19 protein-coding genes are annotated in these 23338 nt (G+C 73.3%); 9 read left to right on the top strand and 10 right to left on the bottom strand.

The annotated features are described in order from the left end of the window. Positions 1 to 122 precede the first annotated feature (122 nt). The 3 genes from ACIA8Q_RS19585 to ACIA8Q_RS19575 all read left to right on the top strand — a co-directional run bounded on the left by ACIA8Q_RS19585 (position 123) and on the right by ACIA8Q_RS19575 (position 3026). Positions 123 to 851 carry a gamma-glutamyl-gamma-aminobutyrate hydrolase family protein gene (locus ACIA8Q_RS19585; protein WP_360208707.1) on the top strand — a complete coding sequence of 243 codons (729 nt, stop codon included), beginning with the start codon at positions 123 to 125 and terminating at the stop codon, positions 849 to 851. Positions 852 to 1003: 152 nt separating this feature from the next. Continuing rightward, entirely contained in the window at positions 1004 to 2065 is a 1062-nt protein-coding gene (locus ACIA8Q_RS19580; RefSeq protein WP_360208705.1) for a cation diffusion facilitator family transporter, read from the top strand. A 58-nt stretch (positions 2066 to 2123) separates the two neighbouring features. Beyond that, a complete protein-coding gene (locus ACIA8Q_RS19575) occupies positions 2124 to 3026 on the top strand; it encodes a 5'-3' exonuclease (RefSeq protein ID WP_360208936.1) in 903 nt (300 codons plus the stop codon). Between the two features lie 70 nt (positions 3027 to 3096). On the opposite strand, the gene ACIA8Q_RS19570 is transcribed toward ACIA8Q_RS19575, so the two are convergent. Beyond that, positions 3097 to 5952: a DEAD/DEAH box helicase gene (locus ACIA8Q_RS19570; RefSeq protein WP_396317502.1), complete on the bottom strand. Its 2856-nt coding sequence runs from the start codon at positions 5950 to 5952 to the stop codon at positions 3097 to 3099. Positions 5953 to 6206: 254 nt separating this feature from the next. Between ACIA8Q_RS19570 and ACIA8Q_RS19565 the strand changes: the two genes are divergently transcribed. Both ACIA8Q_RS19565 and ACIA8Q_RS19560 read left to right on the top strand, forming a co-directional pair. Then, complete coding sequence (locus ACIA8Q_RS19565; protein ID WP_360208703.1) at positions 6207 to 6581, top strand: hypothetical protein; 375 nt, start codon at positions 6207 to 6209, stop codon at positions 6579 to 6581. Positions 6582 to 6610: 29 nt separating this feature from the next. Further along, the gene (locus ACIA8Q_RS19560) at positions 6611 to 7015 is read left to right on the top strand and encodes a metalloregulator ArsR/SmtB family transcription factor (protein WP_360208701.1); all 405 of its coding nucleotides are present in this window, start codon (positions 6611 to 6613) and stop codon (positions 7013 to 7015) included. Between the two features lie 59 nt (positions 7016 to 7074). Here ACIA8Q_RS19560 and ACIA8Q_RS19555 read toward each other — a convergent pair whose 3' ends face one another. Further along, positions 7075 to 8277, bottom strand: coding sequence for an aminotransferase class V-fold PLP-dependent enzyme (locus ACIA8Q_RS19555; protein WP_360208698.1), 1203 nt, complete (start codon positions 8275 to 8277; stop codon positions 7075 to 7077). 53 nt (positions 8278 to 8330) lie between these two features. On the opposite strand from ACIA8Q_RS19555, the gene ACIA8Q_RS19550 reads away from it, so the two are divergent. From ACIA8Q_RS19550 to ACIA8Q_RS19540, 3 genes are all read left to right on the top strand, one after another. Beyond that, entirely contained in the window at positions 8331 to 10415 is a 2085-nt protein-coding gene (locus ACIA8Q_RS19550) for a prolyl oligopeptidase family serine peptidase (RefSeq protein ID WP_396317492.1), read from the top strand. A gap of 163 nt (positions 10416 to 10578) precedes the next feature. Then, complete coding sequence (locus ACIA8Q_RS19545; RefSeq protein ID WP_360208692.1) at positions 10579 to 10956, top strand: YrdB family protein; 378 nt, start codon at positions 10579 to 10581, stop codon at positions 10954 to 10956. A 142-nt stretch (positions 10957 to 11098) separates the two neighbouring features. Further along, positions 11099 to 13468, top strand: coding sequence for an immune inhibitor A domain-containing protein (locus ACIA8Q_RS19540; RefSeq protein ID WP_360208689.1), 2370 nt, complete (start codon positions 11099 to 11101; stop codon positions 13466 to 13468). Positions 13469 to 14019: 551 nt separating this feature from the next. On the opposite strand, the gene ACIA8Q_RS19535 is transcribed toward ACIA8Q_RS19540, so the two are convergent. Genes ACIA8Q_RS19535 through ACIA8Q_RS19515 form a run of 5 tightly spaced genes read right to left on the bottom strand, consistent with a single transcriptional unit; the run spans position 14020 to position 19701 of the window. Beyond that, entirely contained in the window at positions 14020 to 14997 is a 978-nt protein-coding gene (locus ACIA8Q_RS19535) for an oligopeptide/dipeptide ABC transporter ATP-binding protein (protein ID WP_360208687.1), read from the bottom strand. Continuing rightward, positions 14994 to 15995, bottom strand: coding sequence for an ABC transporter ATP-binding protein (locus ACIA8Q_RS19530; protein WP_360208684.1), 1002 nt, complete (start codon positions 15993 to 15995; stop codon positions 14994 to 14996). Before ACIA8Q_RS19530 ends, ACIA8Q_RS19535 begins: the two co-directional genes overlap by 4 nt. After that, the gene (locus tag ACIA8Q_RS19525) at positions 15995 to 16981 is read right to left on the bottom strand and encodes an ABC transporter permease (protein WP_360208681.1); all 987 of its coding nucleotides are present in this window, start codon (positions 16979 to 16981) and stop codon (positions 15995 to 15997) included. Before ACIA8Q_RS19525 ends, ACIA8Q_RS19530 begins: the two co-directional genes overlap by 1 nt. Beyond that, entirely contained in the window at positions 16978 to 17937 is a 960-nt protein-coding gene (locus ACIA8Q_RS19520; protein ID WP_360208679.1) for an ABC transporter permease, read from the bottom strand. The genes ACIA8Q_RS19525 and ACIA8Q_RS19520 overlap by 4 nt, the downstream gene beginning before the upstream one ends. A gap of 12 nt (positions 17938 to 17949) precedes the next feature. Beyond that, positions 17950 to 19701, bottom strand: a complete 1752-nt coding sequence (locus ACIA8Q_RS19515; protein ID WP_360208676.1) for an ABC transporter substrate-binding protein — start codon at positions 19699 to 19701, stop codon at positions 17950 to 17952. Between the two features lie 214 nt (positions 19702 to 19915). On the opposite strand from ACIA8Q_RS19515, the gene ACIA8Q_RS19510 reads away from it, so the two are divergent. Beyond that, on the top strand, positions 19916 to 21385 hold the full coding sequence (locus tag ACIA8Q_RS19510; RefSeq protein ID WP_396317491.1) for an aminopeptidase P family protein: 1470 nt from the start codon (positions 19916 to 19918) through the stop codon (positions 21383 to 21385). Between the two features lie 23 nt (positions 21386 to 21408). Here the strand turns inward: ACIA8Q_RS19510 and ACIA8Q_RS19505 are convergent, their stop codons facing one another. The 3 genes from ACIA8Q_RS19505 to ACIA8Q_RS19495 form a co-directional block, all read right to left on the bottom strand. Further along, on the bottom strand, positions 21409 to 21738 hold the full coding sequence (locus ACIA8Q_RS19505) for an XRE family transcriptional regulator (protein WP_360208670.1): 330 nt from the start codon (positions 21736 to 21738) through the stop codon (positions 21409 to 21411). Continuing rightward, positions 21735 to 22106 carry a type II toxin-antitoxin system RelE/ParE family toxin gene (locus tag ACIA8Q_RS19500; RefSeq protein ID WP_360208668.1) on the bottom strand — a complete coding sequence of 124 codons (372 nt, stop codon included), beginning with the start codon at positions 22104 to 22106 and terminating at the stop codon, positions 21735 to 21737. The genes ACIA8Q_RS19505 and ACIA8Q_RS19500 overlap by 4 nt, the downstream gene beginning before the upstream one ends. 102 nt (positions 22107 to 22208) lie before the next feature. After that, positions 22209 to 23246, bottom strand: a complete 1038-nt coding sequence (locus ACIA8Q_RS19495) for a nitronate monooxygenase (protein ID WP_396317490.1) — start codon at positions 23244 to 23246, stop codon at positions 22209 to 22211. Positions 23247 to 23338: the final 92 nt, after the last annotated feature.

Raw genomic sequence — 23338 nt, 5'->3', positions numbered from 1 at the left:
TCACACGGTCACAGCGAACCGTACGGCCTACGGCGGACGGCGCGGAAGAGGGCGGGCGGGTGTGGCGCGCCGATACGCGTGGTTGACGGGGGAACGAACGGTGCGGGAGGAGAATGCCCGCCATGGATCGCAGGCCTTTCATCGGCGTCAGCACCTACGTGGTCGGCGCGAGTTGGAGCGACTGGCGCGACCGCCGGGTGGCCCTCGTGCCCGAGCGGTACACCGCGTTCGTCCAGGACTCCGGCGGGATCGCCGTCCTCCTGCCGCCCGACGCCCCCGAGCGCGCCCCCGAGGTGCTGGCCCGGCTCGACGCACTGGTCATCGCCGGCGGGCCCGACGTCGACCCCGCCTACTACGGGCAACCCGCCCACCCGCGGACCGAGGTGGACTCGCCCGAGCGCGACCGCTGGGAGGTCGCGCTGCTGCGGGCCGCCCTGGCCGCGGGGATGCCGCTGCTCGGGATCTGCCGCGGCATGCAGGTGCTCAACGTGGTCTGCGGCGGGACGCTCGTGCAGCACCTGCCCGACGTCGTGGCGGTGGACGTCCACGCGGGGACGCCCGGCCGGTACGGCACCCACCTGGTGCGGCCGGTGCCCGGCACGCTGCTCGGCGGGCTGCTGCCGGAGAGCGAGTTGGAGGTGCCGACCTTCCACCACCAGGCCGTCGACCGGCTCGGCGACGGCCTGCGGGTCGGCGCGCACGCACCGGACGGCACGGTGGAGGCGGTGGAGGGCCCCGGGTTCACCCTGGGTGTCCAGTGGCACCCGGAACAGGGCGAGGACCTGCGGGTGATGCAGGCCCTCGTCCAGGCCGCGACCGCGGCCCACCTGGACGCGGCGGTGCTGCTCTAGCGGCCGGTTCCCCCGCCCGGTGGAGCACCCTGAACGGCAACGACAACGGTCACCAGTACAACCTTTGGATCTTTGTCCGATCTGGGGTTCACTTCGGGTGCGGGGCGATCGCGGCCCGTCTCCTCCCACCCGTGCGTCCAGAGAGGACTTCGATGGCCGGGCACGAGCACTCCCTCGACGATCATGCGCATGACCACAAGCACTCCCACGGCCACGGCGGTCACGGCCACGGCCACGGCCACGGCGGCCACTCGCACGCCGTCGCCGCCGACGCCGACCGCCGCTGGTTGATCAGCGCACTCGCCCTGATCGTCGTCTTCATGGCCGGCGAGGTCGTGGTGGGCTTCGCCGCGCAGTCGCTGGCCCTGATCTCCGACGCCGCGCACATGCTCACCGACGCCGCCTCGATCGTCCTCGCCCTGGTCGCGATGCGGCTGTCCGCCCGTCCGGCCCGCGGCGGCTACACCTACGGGCTCAAGCGGGCCGAGATCCTCTCCGCGCAGGCCAACGGCGTGACCCTGCTGGTGCTCTCGGCCTGGCTGGGCTACGAGGCGATCACCCGCCTGCTCGAACCGCCGGAGGTCACCGGCTCCCTGGTCCTGATCACCGCGCTGGTCGGGATCGTGGTCAACCTGGCCGCCACCTGGTGCATGTCCAAGGCCAACCGCAGCTCGCTGAACGTCGAGGGCGCCTTCCAGCACGTGCTCACCGACCTCTACGCGTTCGTCGCCACCGCCATCGCCGGTGTGGTCATGCTGACCACCGGTTTCGTCCGGGCCGACGCGATCGCCTCGCTGATCGTGGTCGCGCTGATGCTCAAGGCCGGCGTGGGCCTGGTCCGGGACTCCGGCCGGATCTTCCTGGAGGCCGCCCCGGCCGGGATCGACCCGGACACCGTCGCCGACCGGATGGTCGCCCAGCCGCTGGTCGAGGAGATCCACGACCTGCACATCTGGGAGATCACCTCCAACCAGCCGGCCCTGTCGGCGCACATCCTGGTCACCCCGGGCGGCGACTGCCACGCCGTGCGACGCGCCCTGCAGCGGCGGCTGGCCGACGAGTACGGCATCACCCACAGCACGCTCCAGGTCGACCACGTCGGCGAGGACGAGGCGGGCGCGCTGCTGCAGATCGCCGCCCCGGGCGAGCTGTCGGCCGAGCACTGCGCGGACGCGCACGGCCCGGTCCACCGCGCCGGCCCGCACGAGCACTGAAGACCGCCCGCCGTCGCCCCCGTACGGCATGATCTGACGCGTGACCGCACCCCGACTGATGCTGCTCGACTCCGCCAGCCTGTACTTCCGGGCCTACTTCGGCGTACCGGACACCCTGCGCTCCCCGCAGGGTGAGCCGGTCAACGCCGTCCGCGGCCTGCTGGACTTCATCGCCCGGCTGGTCCACGACCACCGCCCCGACCAGCTGGTCGCCTGCATGGACGCCGACTGGCGCCCGCAGTGGCGGGTCGACCTCGTCCCCTCGTACAAGACCCACCGGGTCGCCGAGGCGGCCCAGGACGGCGAGGAGGAGGTGCCGGACACCCTCGCCCCGCAGGTCCCGGTGATCGAGCAGGTGCTGGACGCGCTCGGCATCGCCCGGGTCGGCTCCCCCGGTTACGAGGCCGACGACGTGATCGGCACCCTCACCGCCCGCGCGACGGGCCCGGTGCAGATCGTCACCGGGGACCGCGACCTCTTCCAACTGGTCGACGACGCCCGGCGGATCACCGTGCTCTATCCCGTCAAGGGGATGGGCAACCTGCAGGTCACCGACGACGCCCTGCTGGTGGGGAAGTACGGCGTGCGGGGCGCGCAGTACGCCGACATGGCGGCCCTGCGCGGGGATCCGTCCGACGGCCTGCCCGGCGTCAAGGGCATCGGCGAGAAGACCGCCGCCCAGCTGATCAACGAGTACGGCGACCTCGCCGCCATCCGGGCCGCCGCCCTCGACGTCGGCTCGAAGCTCACCCCGGCCCGCCGCCGCAACATCGTCGAGGGCGCCGGCTACCTCGACGTCGCCCCCACGGTGGTCCGGGTCGCCGAGGACGCCCCGCTCCCCGCCTTCGACCCGGCCCTCCCGCACGAGCCGCTGGACCCGATGACCCTGGAGGAGCTCTCCACCCGCTGGGGCCTCGGCACCTCCCTGGACCGCGTCCTGGAGGCCCTGGCCGCCCGCTGACCGCGCGACGCGGACGCGAGGGGCCCGCACGGAGCGATCCGTGCGGGCCCCTCGCGCTCCCCGGTGCGGCTCAGCCCACCGAGGAGTAGGCGATGATGCCGCGGCGGAGGCCGTCGACGGCCTTGCGGGCCGTCCTGCGGAGCTCGACGTCCTCGCCCGCCGCGTCCTGGATCTGGCCGAGGACGTCGATCAGCTGCTTCGTCCAGCGCACGAAGTCGCCGGCCGGCATGTCGGCGTCCCGCAGGACCTGGTCCAGGCTGTGGCCGAGGGCCCAGCGGTAGGCGGCCCAGGCGAAGCCGAGGTCGGGCTCGCGCTGGCCGACGCCCTCGGCGGTGTTGATCCGGTGCTGCTCCTCCAGGGCGTCGAGGTGGCCCCAGATCCGGACCATCTGGCCGAGCGCCTCCTTGGCGGCGCCCTCCGGCACCCGGGGGGCGCCGGCGTCGTCGGCCTGCCGGGCCTCGTAGACGAGCGCGGAGGCGCAGGCGGCGAGCTCGGCGGCGGCCAGGCCGCTCCAGACGCCCTCGCGGATGCACTCGGAGGCGAGCAGGTCGAGCTCGCCGTAGAGCCGGCCGAGCCGCTTGCCGTCCTCGGTGACGGCGTCGCCCTGCAGGTAGCCGAGGTCGGCGAGCAGTCCGCAGACCCGGTCGAAGGTACGGGCGATGGTGTGGGTGCGGGAGCGCATCCGGCGCTCCAGCAGCTCGGTGTCCCGGTGCAGCCGGTGGTAGCGCTCGGCCCAGCGGGCGTGGTCCTCGCGCTCGTCGCAGCCGTGGCAGGGGTGCTGGCGCAGCTCGGTGCGCAGCCGGGTGATCTCCGGGTCGTCGGCGGCGACGGCCCGGCCGCGGCGGAACCGCTCGGGCTCCAGGTGGCCGGCCTTGGTGCGCAGCGCGGAGGCGAGGTCCCGGCGGGACTGCGGGCTGCGCGGGTTGAAGGACTTCGGGATGCGCACCCGCTCGACGGCGACGACGGGGTGCGGGAAGTCGATCATGGCGAGGCGCTTGACCTGCCGCTCGGCCGTGAGCACCACCGGGCGCGGTCCGTCCTGGAAGTCGGGGTGGCGCGAACCGCCCCGGCCGGAGCGGTCGACCGGCGGCAGGCCCGGGTCGAGGACCAGCGCCAGACCGGCGAACTTGCCGGTGGGGACGTGGATGACGTCGCCCGGCTTGAGCCGCTCGATGGACTCGACGGCGGCGGCGCGGCGCTGGCTGCTGCCCTCGCGGGCGAGCTCGTTCTCGCGGTCCTTGAGCCGGCGGCGCAGGTCCATGTACGCGTCGAAGTCGCCGAGGTGGCAGGTCATCGACGCCCGGTAGCCGTCCAGGCCCTCCTCGTTGCGCTGGACCTGGCGGGCGATGCCGACCACCGAGCGGTCCGCCTGGAACTGGGCGAAGGAGGTCTCGAGCAGTTCGCGCGAGCGGTGCCGGCCGAACTGGGAGACCAGGTTGACGGCCATGTTGTAGGAGGGCCGGAAGCTGGACTTGAGCGGGTAGGTGCGGGTGCCGGCGAGCCCGGCCAGCGCCTCCGGGTCGAGGCCGCGCTGCCAGAGCACCACGGCGTGGCCCTCGATGTCGATGCCGCGCCGCCCGGCCCGGCCGGTGAGCTGGGTGTACTCGCCGGGGGTGACGTCGGCGTGGGTCTCGCCGTTCCACTTGACGAGCTTCTCCATGACCACCGAGCGGGCGGGCATGTTGATGCCGAGGGCCAGCGTCTCGGTCGCGAAGACGGCCTTGACCAGGCCCTTCACGAACAGCTCCTCGACGACCTCCTTGAACCGCGGCAGCATCCCGGCGTGGTGGGCGGCGATGCCGCGCTCCAGGCCGTCCAGCCACTCGAAGTAGCCGAGGACGTGCAGGTCCTCGTCGGGGATGTCGGCGCAGCGCTCCTCGACGATGGCCCGGACCCTGGCGCGGTCGCCGTCCTTGTTGAGCCGCAGGCCGGAGCTGAGGCACTGCTGGACGGCGGCCTCGCAGCCGGCCCGGCTGAAGATGAAGGTGATCGCGGGGAGCAGGCCCTCGGCGTCGAGCCGGTCGATGACGTCCACCCGGCCCGGGGTCCAGACCCGGCCGGGGCGCCCGTTGGGCATGCTGCGGCCCCGGCCGCGGCCGAAGCGGTCGCGCGGGTTGCGGTCGAGCTCGGAGCGGGCGAGCCGGACGAGCTCGGGGTTGACCAGCTTGCCGGGGTTGCGCGGGCCGGCCTTGGGGCGGCCGTCGCGGTCCGGGTCGGCGAACAGGTCGTACATCCGGTTCCCGGCCATCACGTGCTGCCACAGCGGCACCGGACGGGTCTCGGAGACGATGACCCTGGTGCCGCCGCGGACGGTGTCCAGCCAGTCGCCGAACTCCTCGGCGTTGGAGACGGTCGCGGAGAGCGAGACGAGGGTGACCGACTCGGGGAGGTGGATGATGACCTCCTCCCAGACGGCGCCGCGGAAGCGGTCGGCGAGGTAGTGGACCTCGTCCATGACGACGTAGCCGAGGCCGTCGAGGGTGCTGGAGCCCGCGTAGAGCATGTTGCGGAGCACCTCGGTGGTCATGACCACCACGGGGGCGTCGCCGTTGACGGTGTTGTCGCCGGTGAGCAGGCCGACCTTGGCGGCGCCGTAGCGCTTGACGAGGTCACCGTACTTCTGGTTCGACAGCGCCTTGATCGGCGTGGTGTAGAAGCACTTGCGGCCGGCCTGGAGGGCCAGGTGGACGGCGAACTCGCCGACGATGGTCTTCCCCGAGCCGGTGGGGGCGGCGACCAGCACGCCGGAGCCGGCCTCCAGCGCCTCGCAGGCCTCCACCTGGAAGTCGTCCAGCGGGAAGTCGTACAGCTGCCGGAAGCCGTGGAGGGCGGAGGCCTGCTCCTTGGCCCGGCGGCGGCTGGCCGCGTACGCCTCGGCGGGGCTGAGCTCCCGGTCGTCGTGGGGCTCGGGCTCAGGGGTGTTCATCGCCGTCCGGGTGTGGTTGGTGTGATCTCGCATCTCAGCGAGAGGTTACCCGGCGGCACTGACATCGATAGCACCGTTTTTCCGAGCTGCGAGATCAGATCTCTCTCAGATCCATAGTTGCAAATGTCTTCAAGTGATCAGAGTCCGACCAGCTTCGAACGTCTCCGATCATTCGCGGTGGAACCCGAGCGGTCCTGCTTACCTTCGGTCTCACAGCGGGCTCACCGCCACCTACTCACGGGAGGACACCGACGATGGCGAACCTGGAGACGTCCCTCAAGGAGGCCATGGCGATCGACGGCGCGATCGGCGTCGCGCTGGTCGACTACGGCAGCGGCATGGCGCTCGGCAGCCTCGGCGACGGCGGGGAGCTCGACCTCAACGTCGCCGCCGCCGGGAACACCGACGTGGTCCGGGCCAAGATGCGGGCCATGGAGATGCTCAACCTGCACGACAACGACATCGAGGACATCCTGATCAGCCTCACGAACCAGTACCACATGGTCCGGCCGATCACCACGCCCAGCGGCCGCGGCCTCTTCCTGTTCCTCGCCCTCAACCGCACCCGCTCCAACCTGGCGATGGCCCGCCACCAGCTCAAGCGGATCGAAGTCGCGCTGGAGATCTGAGCGGGCCGACACCAGGGAAGGGGGGCCTCGTGGCGGTAGCGCTTTACCAGGCCAAGGCCGAGTTCTTCCGGATGCTCGGCCATCCCGTCCGGATCCGGGTGCTGGAACTGCTCCAGGCCGGCCCGACACCGGTGCGCGACCTGCTGGCCGAGCTGGCGGTCGAACCGTCCAGCCTCTCCCAGCAGCTCGCGGTGCTGCGCCGGTCCGGCATCGTCACCGCCACCCGGGAGGGCAGCACCGTGGTGTACGCACTGGCCGGCGGCGACGTGGCCGACCTGCTGCGAGCGGCCCGGCGGATCCTCACCGGGCTGCTCGCGGACCAGAACCTGCTGCTCGCCGAACTGCGGGCCGGCGCCGACCGGGCCGACGGGCCGGGCACCGAGCAGGGTGCCGACCGGGAAGCCCAGTTGGGTGCCGGGCAGGCCGCCGGGTAGGAGGCCGGACGGCGGCGCGGGCCCGACGGGGCCCGGCCCGCCCGGCCCGCCCCGCCCGCTCAGCCCTTCAGCAGCCCGGCCAGCCCCTCGGCCAGCCGCTCGTACTCCCCCGGCCGGTTGTACAGCTGTGCACTGACCCGCAGCACCCCGCCGCCGGCCCACGGGCGCACCGCGATCCGGGTGGCCAGCCGCCGCCACACCTCGGCCATCAGCGCCTTCGCCTCCTGCTCCGTCTCGCAGCGGCCGGCCGGCAGCCGGACGGCCCGCATCCACACCCCGGGCGTGCCGGGCAGCGGCGGCAGGCCGGCCCGCTCGGCGAGCACCCGCTGGCCGTACGCGGCGAGCGCGGTGTTGTGCGCGGCCACCGCGGCGGCGTCGAGCGAGCGCAGCAGGTCGAAGCCGGCCGGGGCGGCCAGCCACGGTGTGTAGTCGCAGGTGCCGCGCCATTCGACGTTGCCGGGGAAGCCCTTGTCGTGCTCCCAGGACAGGGCGAGCGGGCGCACCCGCTCCGTCCAGTCCGGCGCCACGGCGAGCACCCCGGTGGCGCGCGGGGCGAAGGCCCACTTGTGCAGGTTGCCGAACCAGAAGTCGGCGTGCGGGTCGGCCGGGGCGGGCAGCATGCCGGGCGCGTGGGCGCCGTCCACGACGGTGGTGACACCGCGCGCGCGCAGCTCGGCGAGCAGGGCCGGACCGGCCACCAGCCGGGCGGTCGGCGAGGTGAGCTGGTCGAGCACGGCGACGGTGACCCGCTCGTCGACGGCGGCGAGCACGGCCTCCCGCACGGCCCGCTCGTCCGGGGCGTCCAGCGGCACCTCGGCCACGACCAGTTCGGCGCCGGTCTCGGCGGCCCGGCGGGCCGCCGCCCCGGTCACCGCGCCGTAGCCGTGGTCGGTGACCAGGATCCGGTCGCCGGGCCGGAGCGCGACGGTGTCCAGGGCGATCGCGACCGCCTCGGTGACGTTGGAGACCAGGGCGAGCCGGTCCGGGTCGGCCGCCAGGTCGGCGGCGATCCGGATCCGGGCCGCCGCGATCCGGGCCGGCAGGTCGGCGAAGAAGCCGTCCGGGTCGAGCTCGTGCTCAGTGCGCAGCTCCTCCTGCACCCGCTGCACCGGGACGGGCACCGCACCGAACGAGCCGTGGTTCAGGTGCGCCGCGCCCGCCGAGACGCTGAACAGCCCGTCGGCCGCGGGCAGCGGGGCCGGGGGTTCGGCGGCCCACAGGTCCTCGATCACGGCATCCTCCCAGGTCGTGATGTGTGACATTTCACATGACAGAGTACTGGTCCGGCCCCGGGCACCGCGACCACCATCGGGCCGTGACCATCACCGATCCTTTCCTGTCCCGCAGCGCCCGAACCGGCCGGTTCACCTTCGGCGCCCCGCGCGCGTTCACCCTCGCCGAGGACGGCACCCGGCTGCTGCTGCTCCGCTCCACCGGCCCCGAGGACCCGGTCGACCGCCTCCACCTGCTCGACACCGCCACCGGCACGGAACGGCTGGTCGCCGACCCCGCCGCGCTCGCCCCCGGGCGCACCGGCCACCGCGACGACCTGCCCGCCGTCGAACGCAGGCTGCGCGAGCGCACCCGGCTGGTCGCCGCCGGCATCGGCGGGTACGCGGCCACCGCCGACCTCGCGACCGCCGTGTTCGTCCTCGACGGCCGGCTGTTCCGCACCGACACCGCCACCGGCACCAGCACCGAACTCCCCGTCGCCGGGCCCGCGTTCGACCCCCGGCCGGACGCCACCGGCGAGCGCGTCGCCTACGTCGCCGAGGACGCCCTGTACGTCACCCCGGACCCCGTGCCGCTCTCCCCCTCCGACGGTGCCCGCTGGGGCGTCGCGGAGTTCGCCGCCGCCGAGGAGCTCGGCCGCTCCCGCGGCCACTGGTGGCGCCCGGACGGCGGCGCCCTGCTGGCCGCCCGGGTCGACGAATCCGCCCTCCCCCGGCGGTACTTCGCCGATCCGTCCCGGCCCGGCGAGCCCGCCGAGGACTTCGCCTACCCGCTGGCCGGCGGCCCCAACGCCGACGTCCAGCTCTGGGTCCTCGGCCTCGACCGCGGCAAGGTCCGGCTGCAGTGGGACGCCGCGGCGTACCCGTACCTCTGCGCCGCCGAGTGGGCCTCGGACGACGAGGTCCTGCTCACCGTCGCCGACCGGCTGCAGCAGAACGTCCTGCTGCTGACCGCCGACCCGACCACCGGCGCGGTCCGCGAACTCTCCCGCACCGCCGACGCGTTCTGGGTCGACGACCTGCCCGGCACGCCCGCCCGGCTGGCCGACGGCCGGCTGCTCACCGTCCACGACACCCCGCAGGCCCGCGGACTCGCCGTGGACGGCAAGCCGCTGGACACCACCGGCCTGCAGGTCCGCCGGGTGGTCGGCCGGCTGCGCGGCCGGCTGCTCTGCGAGACCGGCCACGGCGATCCGGCCGACCAGCATGTCCACCTGGTCGACCCGGACGGCGGCGCGCCCGAGGCCGTCAGCACCGGCGGCGGCGTGCACTCGGCGCTGGCCGCGGCCGACACCCTGCTGCTCACGTCGGCCGACGCGGACGGCGTCCGCCGCCGGCTGCTGCGGGGCTTCGGCACGGAGGGGGACGGCGCCGAGCTGCCGCTCACCGACCTCGCCGCCGCACTGCCGTTCCGGGTCCGGCCGAGCCTCGCACGGGTCACCGAACTCGCCCTGCCCACCGCCGTGGTGTACCCGCGCGGGCACGTCCCCGGCCGCCGGCTGCCGGTCCTGCTGGACGTGTACGGCGGCCCCGGCTTCCAGGCCGTGGCCAACGAGCCGCGCCGCTGGCAGCTCCGCCAGTGGTGGGCCGACCAGGGCTTCGCCGTGGTCACCACCGACAACCGCGGCACCCCGTTCGTCTCGCCGGAGTTCACCCGCGCGATCTTCCGCCGCTTCTCCCGGGTGGCCCTGGACGACCAGGTGAACGCCCTGCACGCGCTCGCCGAGCGGCATCCCGACCTGGACCTCGACCGGGTCGGCGTCCGCGGCTGGTCCTACGGCGGCTACTTCGCGGCGCTCGCCGTGCTGCGCCGCCCGGACGTGTTCCACGCGGCCTGCGCGGGCGCCCCGCCCACCGACTTCCGGCACTACGACACCGCCTACACCGAGCGCTACCTGGCGCTGCCCCGGGACAACCCGGAGGGCTACGCGGACGACTGCCTGGTCACCGACGCCCCGGGGCTGACCCGGCCGCTGCTGCTGATCCACGGGCTGGCGGACGACAACGTCCACCCCTCGCACACCCTGCTGCTGTCGGAGGCCCTCACCAGGGCGGGCCGCCCGCACGCCGTGCTGCCGCTGCCGGGCGTCACCCACATGACTCCGGGCGGGGTGAACGAACAGGTCGCGCTGGCCGAACTGGCCTTCCTGCGCTCCTCCCTGGGCTGAATCCGCCCTCCCGCGCCGCCCCCCGGGCCGAACCGTTGAGCTCCCCGGGCCGAACCGTTGAGCTCCCCGGGCCGAACCGTTGAGTTCGCCGGGCCGGGCTGCGACACTCCGCGTGGTCGCCGCCCGGCCCGGGCGGCGCGACGACGACGGGGAGAGCGGACGGATGAGGATCGAAAGACCCGGACCGATCGGCCGACGGCAGTGGACGCCGCTGACCGTGGTCAACGGCGGGCTCGCGTTCGGACTGGAGCTCGCGATGCTGGCGGCGCTCTGCTACTGGGGGTTCAGGACCGGCTCCACGCTCGCCGTCCGGCTGCTGCTGGGCATCGGCGCGCCCGCCCTCGCGGCCGGGCTGTGGGGCCTGTTCCTGGCCGCGGGCGGCCCGCGGTTCCCGCAGCCGCTCGCCGTGGAGATCGTGCTCAAGCTGGCCGTGCTCGGCTCGGCCGCGCTGGCGCTCCACGGCGCCGGGCGCAACACCCTCGCGGTGGTGTACGGGGTGCTCGTGGTGGTGAGCGTGACGGTGGAGTACACCACCCGCTGACGCGCCGACAGGAGGGGCGTCGCACCGCGGTGCGGCGCCCCTCCGCTTGCGCCGACCCTCTTCCACGTGACCCGTGACATGTGAAATATTACCTGCGCTTCGCCGAAGCACGATCCCCCATCCCCCGGAAAGGACCGGTCAGTTGCGCAGACTGTCCGCGGCACTCGCGGCCGCGCTCACCACGAGCGCGATAGCGGCCACCCTCTTGGGCACCCCCGCCCAGGCCGCACCCCCCGCACCCGCCACCATCGCCGCCGCCGAGCAGGGCGCCGGGGCCGGCGGCGCCGAAGCCCCGCCCGCACCGCTCGTCCCCCAGGAGCGCGAACGCCAGGCCCTCCGCAGCAAGGCCCTGGAGCAGCTCAACAAGGGCACCGTCGCCAAGACCGCCGACAAGCGGGCCCCCGCCAAGGTGAAGGTCGGCAACGACTACGTCGAGCTCGCCCACCAGCGCACCGACAAGGTCTTCGTGATCCTCGCCCAGTTCGGCGACCAGGTCGACAACACCACCGAGTACAACGGCCAGCCCCGCTACGGCGGCACCCCGGGCCCGCGGCACAACCAGATCCCCGAGCCGGGCCGGGACGACAACCACACCCTGTGGTCCGCCGACTTCGACCGGGACCATTACCAGAAGATGTTCTTCGACGACACGCCGGGCGCCGTGTCGATGCGCAACTACTACCGCACCCAGTCCTCCGGCCGGTACGACGTCCAGGGCACCGTCAGCGACTGGGTCACCGTGCCGTACAACGAGGCCCGCTACGGCAGCAACAAGGGCCCGCAGGGCTCCGGCGCCTGGACCCAGGCCCAGGAGTTCGTCCGGGACGCCGTCAAGGCCTGGTACGACGGTGAGATCGCCAAGGGCCGCAGCGCGGCCGACATCAGGGCCCAGCTCGCCCAGTACGACGTGCACGACCGCTACGACCACGACAAGGACGGCGACTTCGACCGCCCCGACGGCTACCTCGACAACGTCATCGTGGTGCACGCGGGCGTCGACGAGACCTGGGGCGGCGGCGCCCAGGGCGCCGACGCCCTGTGGGCGCACCGCAGCTGGGCGTTCCCGGACGCCACCGGCCAGACCGGGCCGGAGGGCGACAAGATCGGCGGCGCGCCGGTCGGCGACACCGGTCTCTACGTCTACGACTACGTCCAGGCCGGCGAGAACAGCGGTGTCGGCCTGTTCGCCCACGAGTACGGCCACAACCTCGGCCTGCCGGACCTGTACAGCACCACCGGCGGCGACAACAGCGTCAACTTCTGGTCGCTGATGTCCTCCGGCTCGTACCTCGGCAAGGGGCCGAACACCACCGGCGGCTACCCGGGCGACCTCGACGCCTGGAGCAAGCTCCAGTTCGGCTGGCTCAACTACGACGAGGCGCAGGCCGCCACCCGGTCCAGCCACGCCCTCGGGGTGAGCAGCTACAACACCGACCAGGCCCAGGCCGTCCTGGTCCACCTGCCGGACGGCACCACCAGCACCGATCTCGCCGACCCGTACGAGGGCGGCAAGCAGTGGTGGAGCGACACCGGCGACAACCTCGACAACTCCCTCACCCGGGACGTCGACCTGCGCACCGCCGCCGGACCGGCCGCCCTGGACGCGGCGGTCTGGTACGACACCGAACAGGACTACGACTTCCTCACCGTCGAGGCCACCACCGACCAGGGCAAGCACTGGACGGCACTGGGCGGCACCGTGGACGGCTCGCCGATCGGCAACACCACCGCCAACACCCCCGGCCTCAGCGGCAGTTCGGGCGGCTACCGGAAGCTGCACATCCCGCTGGACGGCTACCTCGGCCAGCAGGTCCGGCTGCGCGTCCACGCCACCTCGGACGGCAACACCCACGGCCGCGGCGTGCTGGTCGACGCCGTGCAGCTGACCGCCGGCGGCACCGTGCTGTTCGCCGACGGCGCCGAGAACGGCACCGGCGGCTGGACCGCCACCGGCTTCACCGTCATCACCGGCCGCACCGCCGTCAAGCAGCACCCGCGCGCGTACATCGCCGAGAACCGCCGCTACACCGGATACGGCGCGTTCCTGAAGACCGGCCCGTACAACTTCGGGTACACCGGCGTCACCGGCAAGGCCAACGTCGTCGACACCTACCCGTACCAGGAGGGCGTCCTGCTCTGGCTGTGGGACACCTCCTACGGCGACAACAACACCAAGGACCACCCCGGCGGCGGGCTGATCCTGCCGATCGACGCCCACCCGGCGCCGATCCGCTTCGCCGACGGCACCCTGGTCAACGGGCGGGCGCAGACCTACGACGCGACGTTCTCGCTCAAGCCGACCACGCCGTTCACCCTGCACAAGGGCGGCGTCGCGGTGCGGATCCCGTCCGAGCCGGCCGTCCCGGTGTTCAACGACCACACCGGCGTGTACGCCGACCCGGCCACCCCGCAGCTCTCGGTGAAGGTGCCGGACACCAACACCCGGATCGAGGTCGTCCGGGAGTCCCAGGGCGGGCGGATCACCACCGTGCGGGTGGGGCCGGCCTCCTGAGGCACGACCGGACCACGACCGGACCACGGTCGGACACCGCCGAGCACAACTGATCCACGACCGTCCGGGTGCGGCCCGCCGGATCGCACCCGGACGGCGAAGGCCCCGGTTCCCTTCCGACGAAGGGGACCGGGGCCGTTCCGTGCCCCGCCCACCGCACCGGGCGGGCGCACGTCCCGCCCGGGCGAGGGCCGTTCGGCCGACGGCGACCCGGGCGAGGGCCGAGTTCGGCCGTCGGCGACCGGGGAGAGGGCCGTTCGGCCACCGGCGACCTGGGCAAGGGCCGTTCGGCCGACGCGACCCGGCCGCAGACCGAAGCCCGGCGGGGCGCCCCGCCGGGGCCCCGCCGGGGCCCCGCCGGGCAGCGCGAGAACCCGGTCGGACGCGGCCCTCGTGAGGTTCCCCGCCGCGTCCGACCGGGCGCGTGACGGCGAGGGGGTGCCCCTCGCCCGTTGGATGCCGCACCGCCCCGCGTGGGAACAGCGGGACGGTACGGCGGTCTGTGCCGGCCGGCCGCGGGGTGCGCCCCCGCGGCCGGCCCGTACCCGGAGTCAGGCCTCCGGGAAGTGGCAGGCCGCCTGCCGGCCGCCCGCACCGGCGATCTGCAGCAGCGGACGCTCCGTCCGGCAGACCTCCTGCGCCTTCGGGCAGCGCGGGTGGAAGGTGCACCCGGACGGCGGGTTGGCCGGGCTCGGCGGGTCGCCGAGCAGCACGATCCGTTCCCGGGCCCGCTCCGCCGCAGGGTCCGGCAGCGGCACCGCGGACAGCAGCGCCCTGGTGTACGGGTGCGCGGGGTTGCCGTAGACCTCGGCCTTGTCGCCGATCTCGACGATCCGCCCGAGGTACATCACCGCCACCCGGTCGCAGACCCGCTTGACCACCGAGAGGTCGTGCGCGATGAACACGTACGCCAGGCCGAGCTCCCGCTGGAGCCGTTCCATCAGGTTGACCACCTGGGCCTGGATGGACACGTCGAGCGCGGAGACCGGCTCGTCGGCGATGACCAGCCTGGGTGAGGTGGCGAGCGAGCGGGCGATGCCGATGCGCTGCGCCTGGCCGCCGGAGAACTCGTGCGGGTAGCGGTCGATGTGCTCGGGGATCAGCCCGACCAGGTCCATCAGCTCGCCGGCCCGCCGGCGCGCGTCCGCCGCGCTCGAACCCTGGATCAGCATCGGCTCGGAGATGATCCGGGCCACCGTCTGCCGGGGGTTGAGCGAGGAGTACGGGTCCTGGAAGACCATCTGCAGGTGCCTGCGGTACGGCCTCAGCCGGGCCTGCGGGAGCCCGCCGATCTCGGTGCCGTCGAAGGTGACGGTGCCCGAGGTCGGGTCGAGCAGCCGGACGATCATCCGCCCGGTGGTCGACTTGCCGCAGCCGGACTCGCCGACCAGGCCGAGTGTCTCGCCGCGTCCGACGTCGAAGCTGACGCCGTCCACGGCCCGGACCGGGGGGCCGGGCCGGCCGGTGCGCCCGCGCCGACCGGGGAAGGTCTTCACCAGGTCCCGTACGGACAGCAGGGTGTCGGTCATGGCCGTGCTCCTTCCGGCACCAGGGGCAGGTGGCAGGCGGCCTGGTGGCCGGGGGCGAGCGGGCCGAGCAGCGGGCGCTCGGCCCGGCAGCGGGCGTGTTCCTCGGCGGACGCGGCGGTGGTGCGGGCGCAGCGCGGGGCGAAGGAGCAGCCGGGGGCGGGGGCGATCAGTGACGGCGGACTGCCGGGGATGGCCCGCAGCGGGGCGTCGTCGGTGTCGTCCAGCCGGGGCAGCGAGTCCAGCAGGCCTCGGGTGTAGGGGTGCGCGGGGGTGGCGAACAGCCGGTCCACCGGCGCTTGTTCGGCGGCCCGGCCGCCGTACATCACCAGCACCTCGTGGGCGACCCGGGCGACCACGCCGAGGTCGTGGGTGATCATGACGACGCCGAGGCCGCGCTCCTGCTGGATGCGGGCGATCAGGTCGAGGATCTGCGCCTGCACGGTGACGTCGAGGGCCGTGGTGGGCTCGTCGGCGATCAGCAGCTCGGGCTCGCAGGCGAGCGCCATGGCGATCATGACGCGCTGGCGCATGCCACCGGAGAACTGGTGCGGGTACTCGTCGACCCGGCGGGCCGGCTCCGGGATGCCGACCTCCGCCAGCATCTCGACCGCGCGTTCGCGGCCGGCCTTGCGGGAGGCCCTGAAGTGCACCCGGTAGTGCTCGGCGATCTGCTCCCCGACGGTGTAGAAGGGGTGCAGGCTGGACAGCGGGTCCTGGAAGATCATCGCGATCCGGCGGCCCCGGACGGCGCCGAGTTCGCGCTCGCCCAGCCCGTTCAGCTCCTGCCCGTTCAGCCGGATCGAGCCGGTGACGGCGGCGCCGCGGTGCAGTCCCATGACGGCCAGCGAGGTGACCGACTTGCCGCTGCCGGACTCGCCGACCAGGCCGAGCGTGCGCCCGGCCCCGACGGTGAAGGAGATGCCGTCCACCGCCCGGACGACGCCGCGGGGCGTGTCGAAGGAGACCCCGAGGTCCTCGACCTCCAACAGTGCGGTCATCAGTACCTCACTCTCGGGTCGACGAACGCGTAGAGCAGGTCGACCAGCAGGTTCGCCGCGACGATGAAGAAGGCCGCGAGCAGGGTGACGCCGAGGATGACGGGCTGGTCGGAGCGGCCCAGGCCGTCGTAGAACAGCCGGCCGACGCCCGGCAGGCCGAAGATGGACTCGGTGATGACGGCACCGGCCAGCAGCCCGCCGAGGTCCATGCCGAAGATGGTGAGGATCGGCGTCATCCCGGCGCGCAGTCCGTGCTTGACGGTGACGGTCCGCGCCGGCAGGCCCTTGGCCCGGGCGGTGCGGATGTACGGTTCGGCCATCGTCTCGATCATCGAGTTGCGGCTCTGCCGGGCGTACATGGCCGCGTACAGCAGGGCCAGCGCGATCCACGGCAGCAGCAGGTTGGAGGCCCACGCGAAGGGGTTCTCGCCGAACGCGTGGTACGCCGGGTAGGGCAGCAGCCCGGCCGTGCGCACGACGCCCCAGATCAGCATGATCGAGGTGAAGTAGACCGGCAGCGAGGCGGTGCCGACGGAGAGCACCATCAGGGTCCGGTCGGTGACCCCGCCCTTGCGCAGCGCCGAGGTGACGCCGGCGCCCAGTCCGAGGAGCAGCCAGAGCACGGCCGCGCCGAGGGCCAGCGAGATCGAGACCGGCAGGCGGTCGGTGAGCAGGTCCCAGACCGGCAGCCCGTACTCGTAGGAGTAGCCGAGGCACGGGAAGCCGCAGTGCACGGCGCTGGGGCCGCTGCCGTAGTCGCGGCCGGCGAAGATGCCGCCCAGGTAGGCGAGGAACTGCTCCCAGACCGGCTTGTCCAGGCCCATCGCGGCCTTGACGTCGGCGAGCCGCTCGGGGCTGCAGGTCTTCCCGCAGGCCGCCGCGGCCGGATCGTTCGGCAGCAGGTAGAAGATGGTGAAGGTGATGGCGCAGATGGCGAGCAGGATGCCCGCCACGCCGAGCAGGCGGCGCCCGAGGTAGAGGATCACGACCGGCCTCCCCGGGGGTCGAGGATGTCGCGCAGCGCGTCCCCGAGCAGGGTGAAGGCGAGCACGGCGAGGAACAGGAAGACCGTCGGGATCAGGAAGTACGTCGGGTCGGTCTCGTAGTGGACGATGCTCTCGGCGATCATCTGGCCCCAGGAGGGCGTCGGCGGGCGGACGCCCACGCCGAGGTAGCTGAGCGCGGCCTCGGTGGCGATCATGCCGGGGATGAGCAGCGTGGTGTAGGCGATGATCGGACCGGAGACGTTCGGCAGGATCTCCCGGGTGAGGATCCGCCAGGAGCGGGCCCCGCCGACCTTGGCGGCCTCGACGTACTCCCGGTGCTTGAGCGACAGGGTCTGTCCGCGCACCACGCGGGCGATGCCGGGCCAGGTGAACAGGCCGATGACCAGGGTGATCAGCAGGATCCGGTTGACGTCCCTGGCCACCGACATCATCGCGATCATGAAGATCAGCGAGGGGAAGGACATCGTGAGGTCCATCAGCCGGGACAACAGGGTGTCGGTCCGACCGCCGAAGTAGCCGGCGGCGATGCCGGCCAGCGTGCCGGTGGCCACGACCACGGCGGTGGCCGTGAAGGCGATCAGCAGCGAGACCTGGCCGCCGTGCAGCACCCGGGCGAACAGGTCGCGCCCGGTGATCGGCTCGACGCCCAGCCAGTGCCGGGCCCCGATGCCGCCGAAGTCGCCCCGGGGCATGCCGCCCAGGTACGGGTCGACGGCGCGCTTGTCGAACTCCTCGGGGGACCAGCCGCCGAGCGAGCTCAGCGGTCCGGCCAGGGCGGCGGCGAGCAGCAGCACGCCGACCGTGATCAGGCCGAAGCGGGCCGACCCCTTCGCCCACAGCTGGTCCCAGACCAGCCGCCACGGGCCGCGTCCGGCGGCCTTCGCGGGGCCCGCCGCCGTGCTGTCCACGGCGGCGGGCTCAGTGGTGGTACTCATCGGTGCGGCCCCTCAGCCCTTGCCCTTGGCGGGGTCCTTGAGGCCGACCACGGCGAGGTCGATCATGCCGGCGTAGCCGGAGTTGCCGAACGCGCCGGCCACGTTGGTGCCGACCAGCAGCGGGCGGCGCTGCCACATCAGCGGGACGGCCGGGGCCTTCTTCATCAGGTCCTCGTCCAGCTGCTGCCAGGCCTTGTTGGCCTCGTTGACGTCCGTCATGGCCGCGATCTGGTCCATCCGGTCCATCGTGGCCTGGTCCTTGAACTGGCTGTAGTTGCCCTGGTTGCCCTTCTCCTTGATGGTGCGGCCGTCGAAGAGGAACGGCAGGAAGGTCGCACCGGACGGGTAGTCGGGGCACCAGCCGTTGATGGTCAGCTCGGGGGCGTTCTTGATGTCGCCGATGGTGTCGGCGAAGGCGGACGGGTCCACGGTGTTGACGGTGACCTGGACGCCGACCTTGGCCAGCGACTGCTGGATCGCCTCGGCGCGGGTCTTGTCGCCGAGCGAGACGGTGAGCCCGACCTTGAGGTCGGTCTTGCCCGCCGCCTTCAGCAGGTCCTTGGCCTTCTGCGGGTCACCGGCCGCCGGGATCTTCAGCGGGTCGGCCTTGACCCCGCCGGTCAGCGAGGGCGGCAGGAAAGAGGTCGCCACGTCGGTCACCGCCGGGCCGCCGAAGGCCGTCACCTGGGCCTCGCGGTCGACCGCCCACATCATCGCCTCGCGCACCTTGGGGTCGTCGAAGGGCGCCTTGGCGGTGTTCATGTAGAGCATGTCGGTGCAGCCGGTCTGCTCCGCCGCCATGCGGGACTTGACGTCCGCCTTGGGCAGCACCTTGGCGACCGACTCGTGCTGCATCCAGGGCATGTTGATGGCGTTGGCGTCGGCGCCGTCGCTGGCGATGATCCGGTCGTCCGCCTGGCCGCCCTTGATGCCCTGGGTGACCACGATCCGGTCCGGGTACGCCTTGCGGACGGTGTCGGTGGACTGGTCCCAGTTGGTGTTGCGGACCAGCACCAGCTGCTTGCCGCGGTCGTAGGTCTCGATCTTGTACGGCCCGGAGGAGAACACGTGCGAGTCGTACTGGGTGCCCTTCTCCTGGGACTGCGGCACCGGGGAGAAGGTCGGCAGGGTGACGGTGTCCGAGAACTCGGCGACCGGGCGCTTGAGGTGGAAGACGATGGTCCGGTCGTCCGGCGTCTCGATGCTCGCCAGGTGCTCGCCGCTCAGCGGGCCCTTGTAGTTCTCGCCGCCGGCCAGGTACTGGGCCGCGTAGTCGGGGCCGCCGGTGAGGTCCGGGGAGAAGGACCGCTCGACGTTGTACTTGATGTCGGCGGACTTGATCGGGCTGCCGTCCTCGTACTTGAGGCCGTCCTTCAGGGTGAACGTCCACACCTTGCCGCCCTCGGAGGACTTGCCCAGGTCGGTGGCGAGGTCCGGGACGATCTCGCTGCCGGCCGCGCCCGGCTCGGACTTGAAGGTGGTCAGCGTGCGGTAGAGCAGCCGGGTGCCGAAGTCCATGTGCGGCACCACCCAGTTGCGGGCCGGGTCGAGGTGGGCGAAGTCCTGGTTGGTGAGGACGGTGAGGGTGCCGCCCTTGACCGGCGTGCCGCCGATGACCGAGCCGGACTCCGCGCCCGGGCCCTTGCTGCTGGAGGGCGCGGCGTCGCCGCCGGTGTCGCTCTTGTCGTTCTTGCAGGCCCCGAGGCCGAGGGTGAGGGTGGCCGCGAGTGCCGCCGCGAGGGCGGCGTGGGTGCGCCTGGTCATGTGCAACTCCGCTGTGGGGGGCCTGCCGTGAAGCCCGTGGTCCACCCCGGCAGTGGTCCGGGGCCCGACCGGGAGGGCGGCCGTCAAGGCCTGGCCGCTCCGCGGTGTGACCCGTAACATAGTAATGTGAAATTGCACTGCACAAGAGGTGACGCCGCTCGTTACCGAGCTGTGTCCGTGCCGCACCTCCCCAGCCCCGCATAGGAGTTCACCGGTGACCACGCCCCAGACCGGCCTCCACACCGGAAGCCACGACCTCCCCGTCTCCCCCGCCCTCGACGCCTTCATGGCCACCCGGTGGGCCCCCACCCCCCTCCCCGCCGACCGGCGCGCCCCCGGCCACAACCGCCTGCCGGGCCGTCACGCCCGGCTCTCCGCCGCCTTCCCCGGCGAACGCCTGGTCGTCCCCGCCGGCCGCCTCAAGGTCCGCTGCAACGACCTCGACCACCGCTTCCGGCCGCACAGCGCCTACGCCTGGCTCACCTGCCTCACCGGCGAGGACCAGGCCGACCACGTGCTCGTCCTCGAACCGGCCGGCCCCGCGGGCCACGAACCCGTCCTCTACCTGCGCCCCCGCTCCCCCCGCAGCGGCGGCCACGCCGCCGGCTCCGAGTTCTACCGCGACCGCCGCTACGGCGAGTTCTGGGTCGGCCGCCGCCCCGACCTCGCCGAGGCCGCCGCCCTCACCGGGCTGCGCACCGAACACCTCGACGACCTCGGCAAACTCCTCACCGGCCCCCAGCCGCCCACCCGCGTCCTGGCCGGCACCGACCCGCTCGTCGACGAGGCCACCGGACGGCCCGGCCCGCACGCCCGCGCCGACGGCGAACTCGCCGCCGTCCTCTCCGAACTGCGCCTGGTCAAGGACACCTGGGAGGTCGACCAGCTGCAACTCGCCGTCGACCACACCGTCACCGGTTTCCAGGACGTCGTCCGCGCCCTGCCCACCGCCCTGCACCACCCCCGCGGCGAACGCTGGATCGAAGGCGTCTTCGACCTGCGCGCCCGCGCCGAGGGCAACGGCACCAGCTACACCACCATCGCCGCCTCCGGCGCCCACGCCTGCGTCCTGCACTGGATCCGCAACGACGGCGCCCTCGACCCGGACTCCCTGCTCCTGCTCGACGCCGGCGTCGAGACCGACACCCTCTACGCCGCCGACATCACCCGCACCCTCCCGCTCAGCGGCACCTTCAACCCCGTCCAGCGCCAGGCCTACGACCTCGTCCTCGCCGCCCAGAGCGCCGGCATCGCCGCACTGCGCCCCGGCGCCCGCTTCCGCGACTTCCACCGCGCCGCCATGCGCGTCATCGCCGAAGGCCTCGCCGACTGGGGCGTCCTGCGCATCCCCGCCGAACAGGCCCTCGAGGACGACAACGGCCTCCACCGCCGCTACACCCTCTGCGGCAGCGGCCACATGCTCGGCCTCGACTACCACGACTGCGCCAGGGCCCGCGCCGACCGCTACCTCGACGGCGTCCTCGAACCCGGCATGGTCCTCACCGTCGAACCCGGCCTCTACCTCCAGCCCGACGACGAGACCCTCCCCGTCGAGCTCCGCGGCCTCGGCATCCGCATCGAGGACGACCTCGTCATCACCCCGGACGGCGCCCGCCTGATGTCCCACGCCCTCCCCAGGACCGCCCCGGCCATCGAGTCCTGGATGTCCGACCTCCTGCGCTGACCACCCCGGCGGGGGAGCGACGCTCAGGCCACCTTGACCGTCCGCTCCCCCTGCCGGACGGTGACCTCCACCTCGCCGCCGATCGCGGCGGCGTAGGCCCGCAGGTTGTCCAGGCTGTCCACCTGCCCGTGCTCGATCTGCGAGACGCGCGCCTGGCTCACGCCCATCAGCCCGGCCACCTCCTTCTGCGTCAGGCCGTTACCCCGCCGCAGCTCAGCCAGCTCGTACCCACGGATCTGGGCCAGCGTCTCCTGTCGGACCCGCGCCCGATCCGCCTCCGCCTCCGGCGTCGCCAGTTCGGGGAACCGTTCCAGAACCTCGGCCCGTACCTCGGTCCAACTGCGCCCCTTCATGCACGCACTCCCTTCCGTTGCTCCTCGACGTAGTCCGCGTACCGCTTCTCCGCCAGAGGAATCGACTCGTCGTACCACTCCGACCAACGACCCGACTTGTCGCCCGCCACCAGGATGATGGCCTCCCGCTCCTGGTCGAACACGAAGAGCATGCGCACCTCGCTCCCGCCCGAGGACCCGGGCCGTAGCTCTTTCAGGTTGTGCAGCCGGCTGCGGTGGATCCGGTCCACCGCGGGCCGGCCCAAGGTCGGGCCCTCGTCAGCCAGCAGGTCCAACGCCTCAAGGATGTTGCCCGCGGTCTTCGGATCGTCCTCGCAGATCTGCAAGTACCACTCCTCAACCGGCGCCAGAAGTGTGATCTCCCACATGGCCACCAACTTAAGTGGTCTCTTATACGCTACAGCGCGCTTTCCCGCCCGATCCACCCCCGCGGGGGACGACACGCCCGGGCCTCGCACGCGCCGGGCGCACTACCCCCGCGCGGAGTGCCAGAGGCGGGCGACGATGTCCGCCGCCGGGCCCGGGCGGGTGAGGCGGTGGGCGGTGCCGGCCCAGAGGTGCATGGCGGTGGTGTCGGCGTCGCTGGTGGCGGCCGCGCGCAGCGGGCGGGTGAGGTGGTGCACCTCGGGGTAGGCGGGCGGGGCGTACCGGCCGTAGCGGTCGATGAAGTCGTTGCGCAGGCCACGGGCCGGCCGGCCGGTGAAGGCGCGGGTGACGACCGTCTCCGGCATCGCGGTGAGCGCCGACCGGTGCGCGGCCGGGGCACCGGACTCGTCGGCGCGGAGCAGGGCCGTCCCCAGCTGCACCGCGACCGCGCCGGCCCGCAGCGCCGCCGCCACCGCCGGGCCGTCGCCGAGCCCGCCGGCCGCGATCAGCGGCAGCGCCGTCACCGCCCGCACCGCGGGCAGCAGGTCGAGCAGCGGCGCCCCGTCCGGTTCGTCCGCCACCCGGTGGGTGCCGCGGTGCCCGCCGGCCTCCGGGCCCTGCACGCACAGCGCGTCCATCCCGACCGCCTCGGCCGCCCGCGCCTCCGCGGGCGTGGTGACGGTGCCGACCTGGAGCGACCCGGCCGCGCGGACCGCCGCCGCCTCGGCCGCCGTCGGCAGCCCGAACGTGTACGAGACGACCGGCACCGGATCGGCCAGCAGCACGGACAGTTTGGCGTCCCAGTCGTCCCGGTCGGGCCCGATCTCCTCGGGGAGCGTCACGCCCCGGCGCCGGGCCTCGGGCCGCAGCCGCTCCCGGTAGGCGGCGACGGCGTCCCGGTCCCCGGGGGCGGCCGGGACGAACAGGTTCATCCCGAACGGCCGCCCGCTCAACGCCCTCACCTGCGCGATCTGTTCGGCCATCCCGGCGGCGTCGCGGTACCCGGCGGCGAGGAAGCCGAGACCGCCGGCCCGGTTCACCGCGGCCACCAGCTGCGGCGTGGACGCCCCGCCCGCCATCGGCGCGCCGATCACCGGCACGGCGAGTTCGTCGAGACGCACGGTCGTCGGGGGCACGGCCATCCGGGGCTCCTCCACACTCCTGCGGGTACGGACCGGCCCCAGCCTATGCCGCTCCCCCGGACCCGACGGACCCGACGGACCGCACGGACCCG

Origin of the sequence: Kitasatospora sp. NPDC051705 (genome assembly GCF_044453265.1) — a bacterium.
Taxonomy (GTDB): domain Bacteria; phylum Actinomycetota; class Actinomycetes; order Streptomycetales; family Streptomycetaceae; genus Kitasatospora.
The sequence above is the reverse complement of the archived record's forward strand: the minus strand, read 5'-3'. Positions and strand labels throughout refer to the sequence as shown.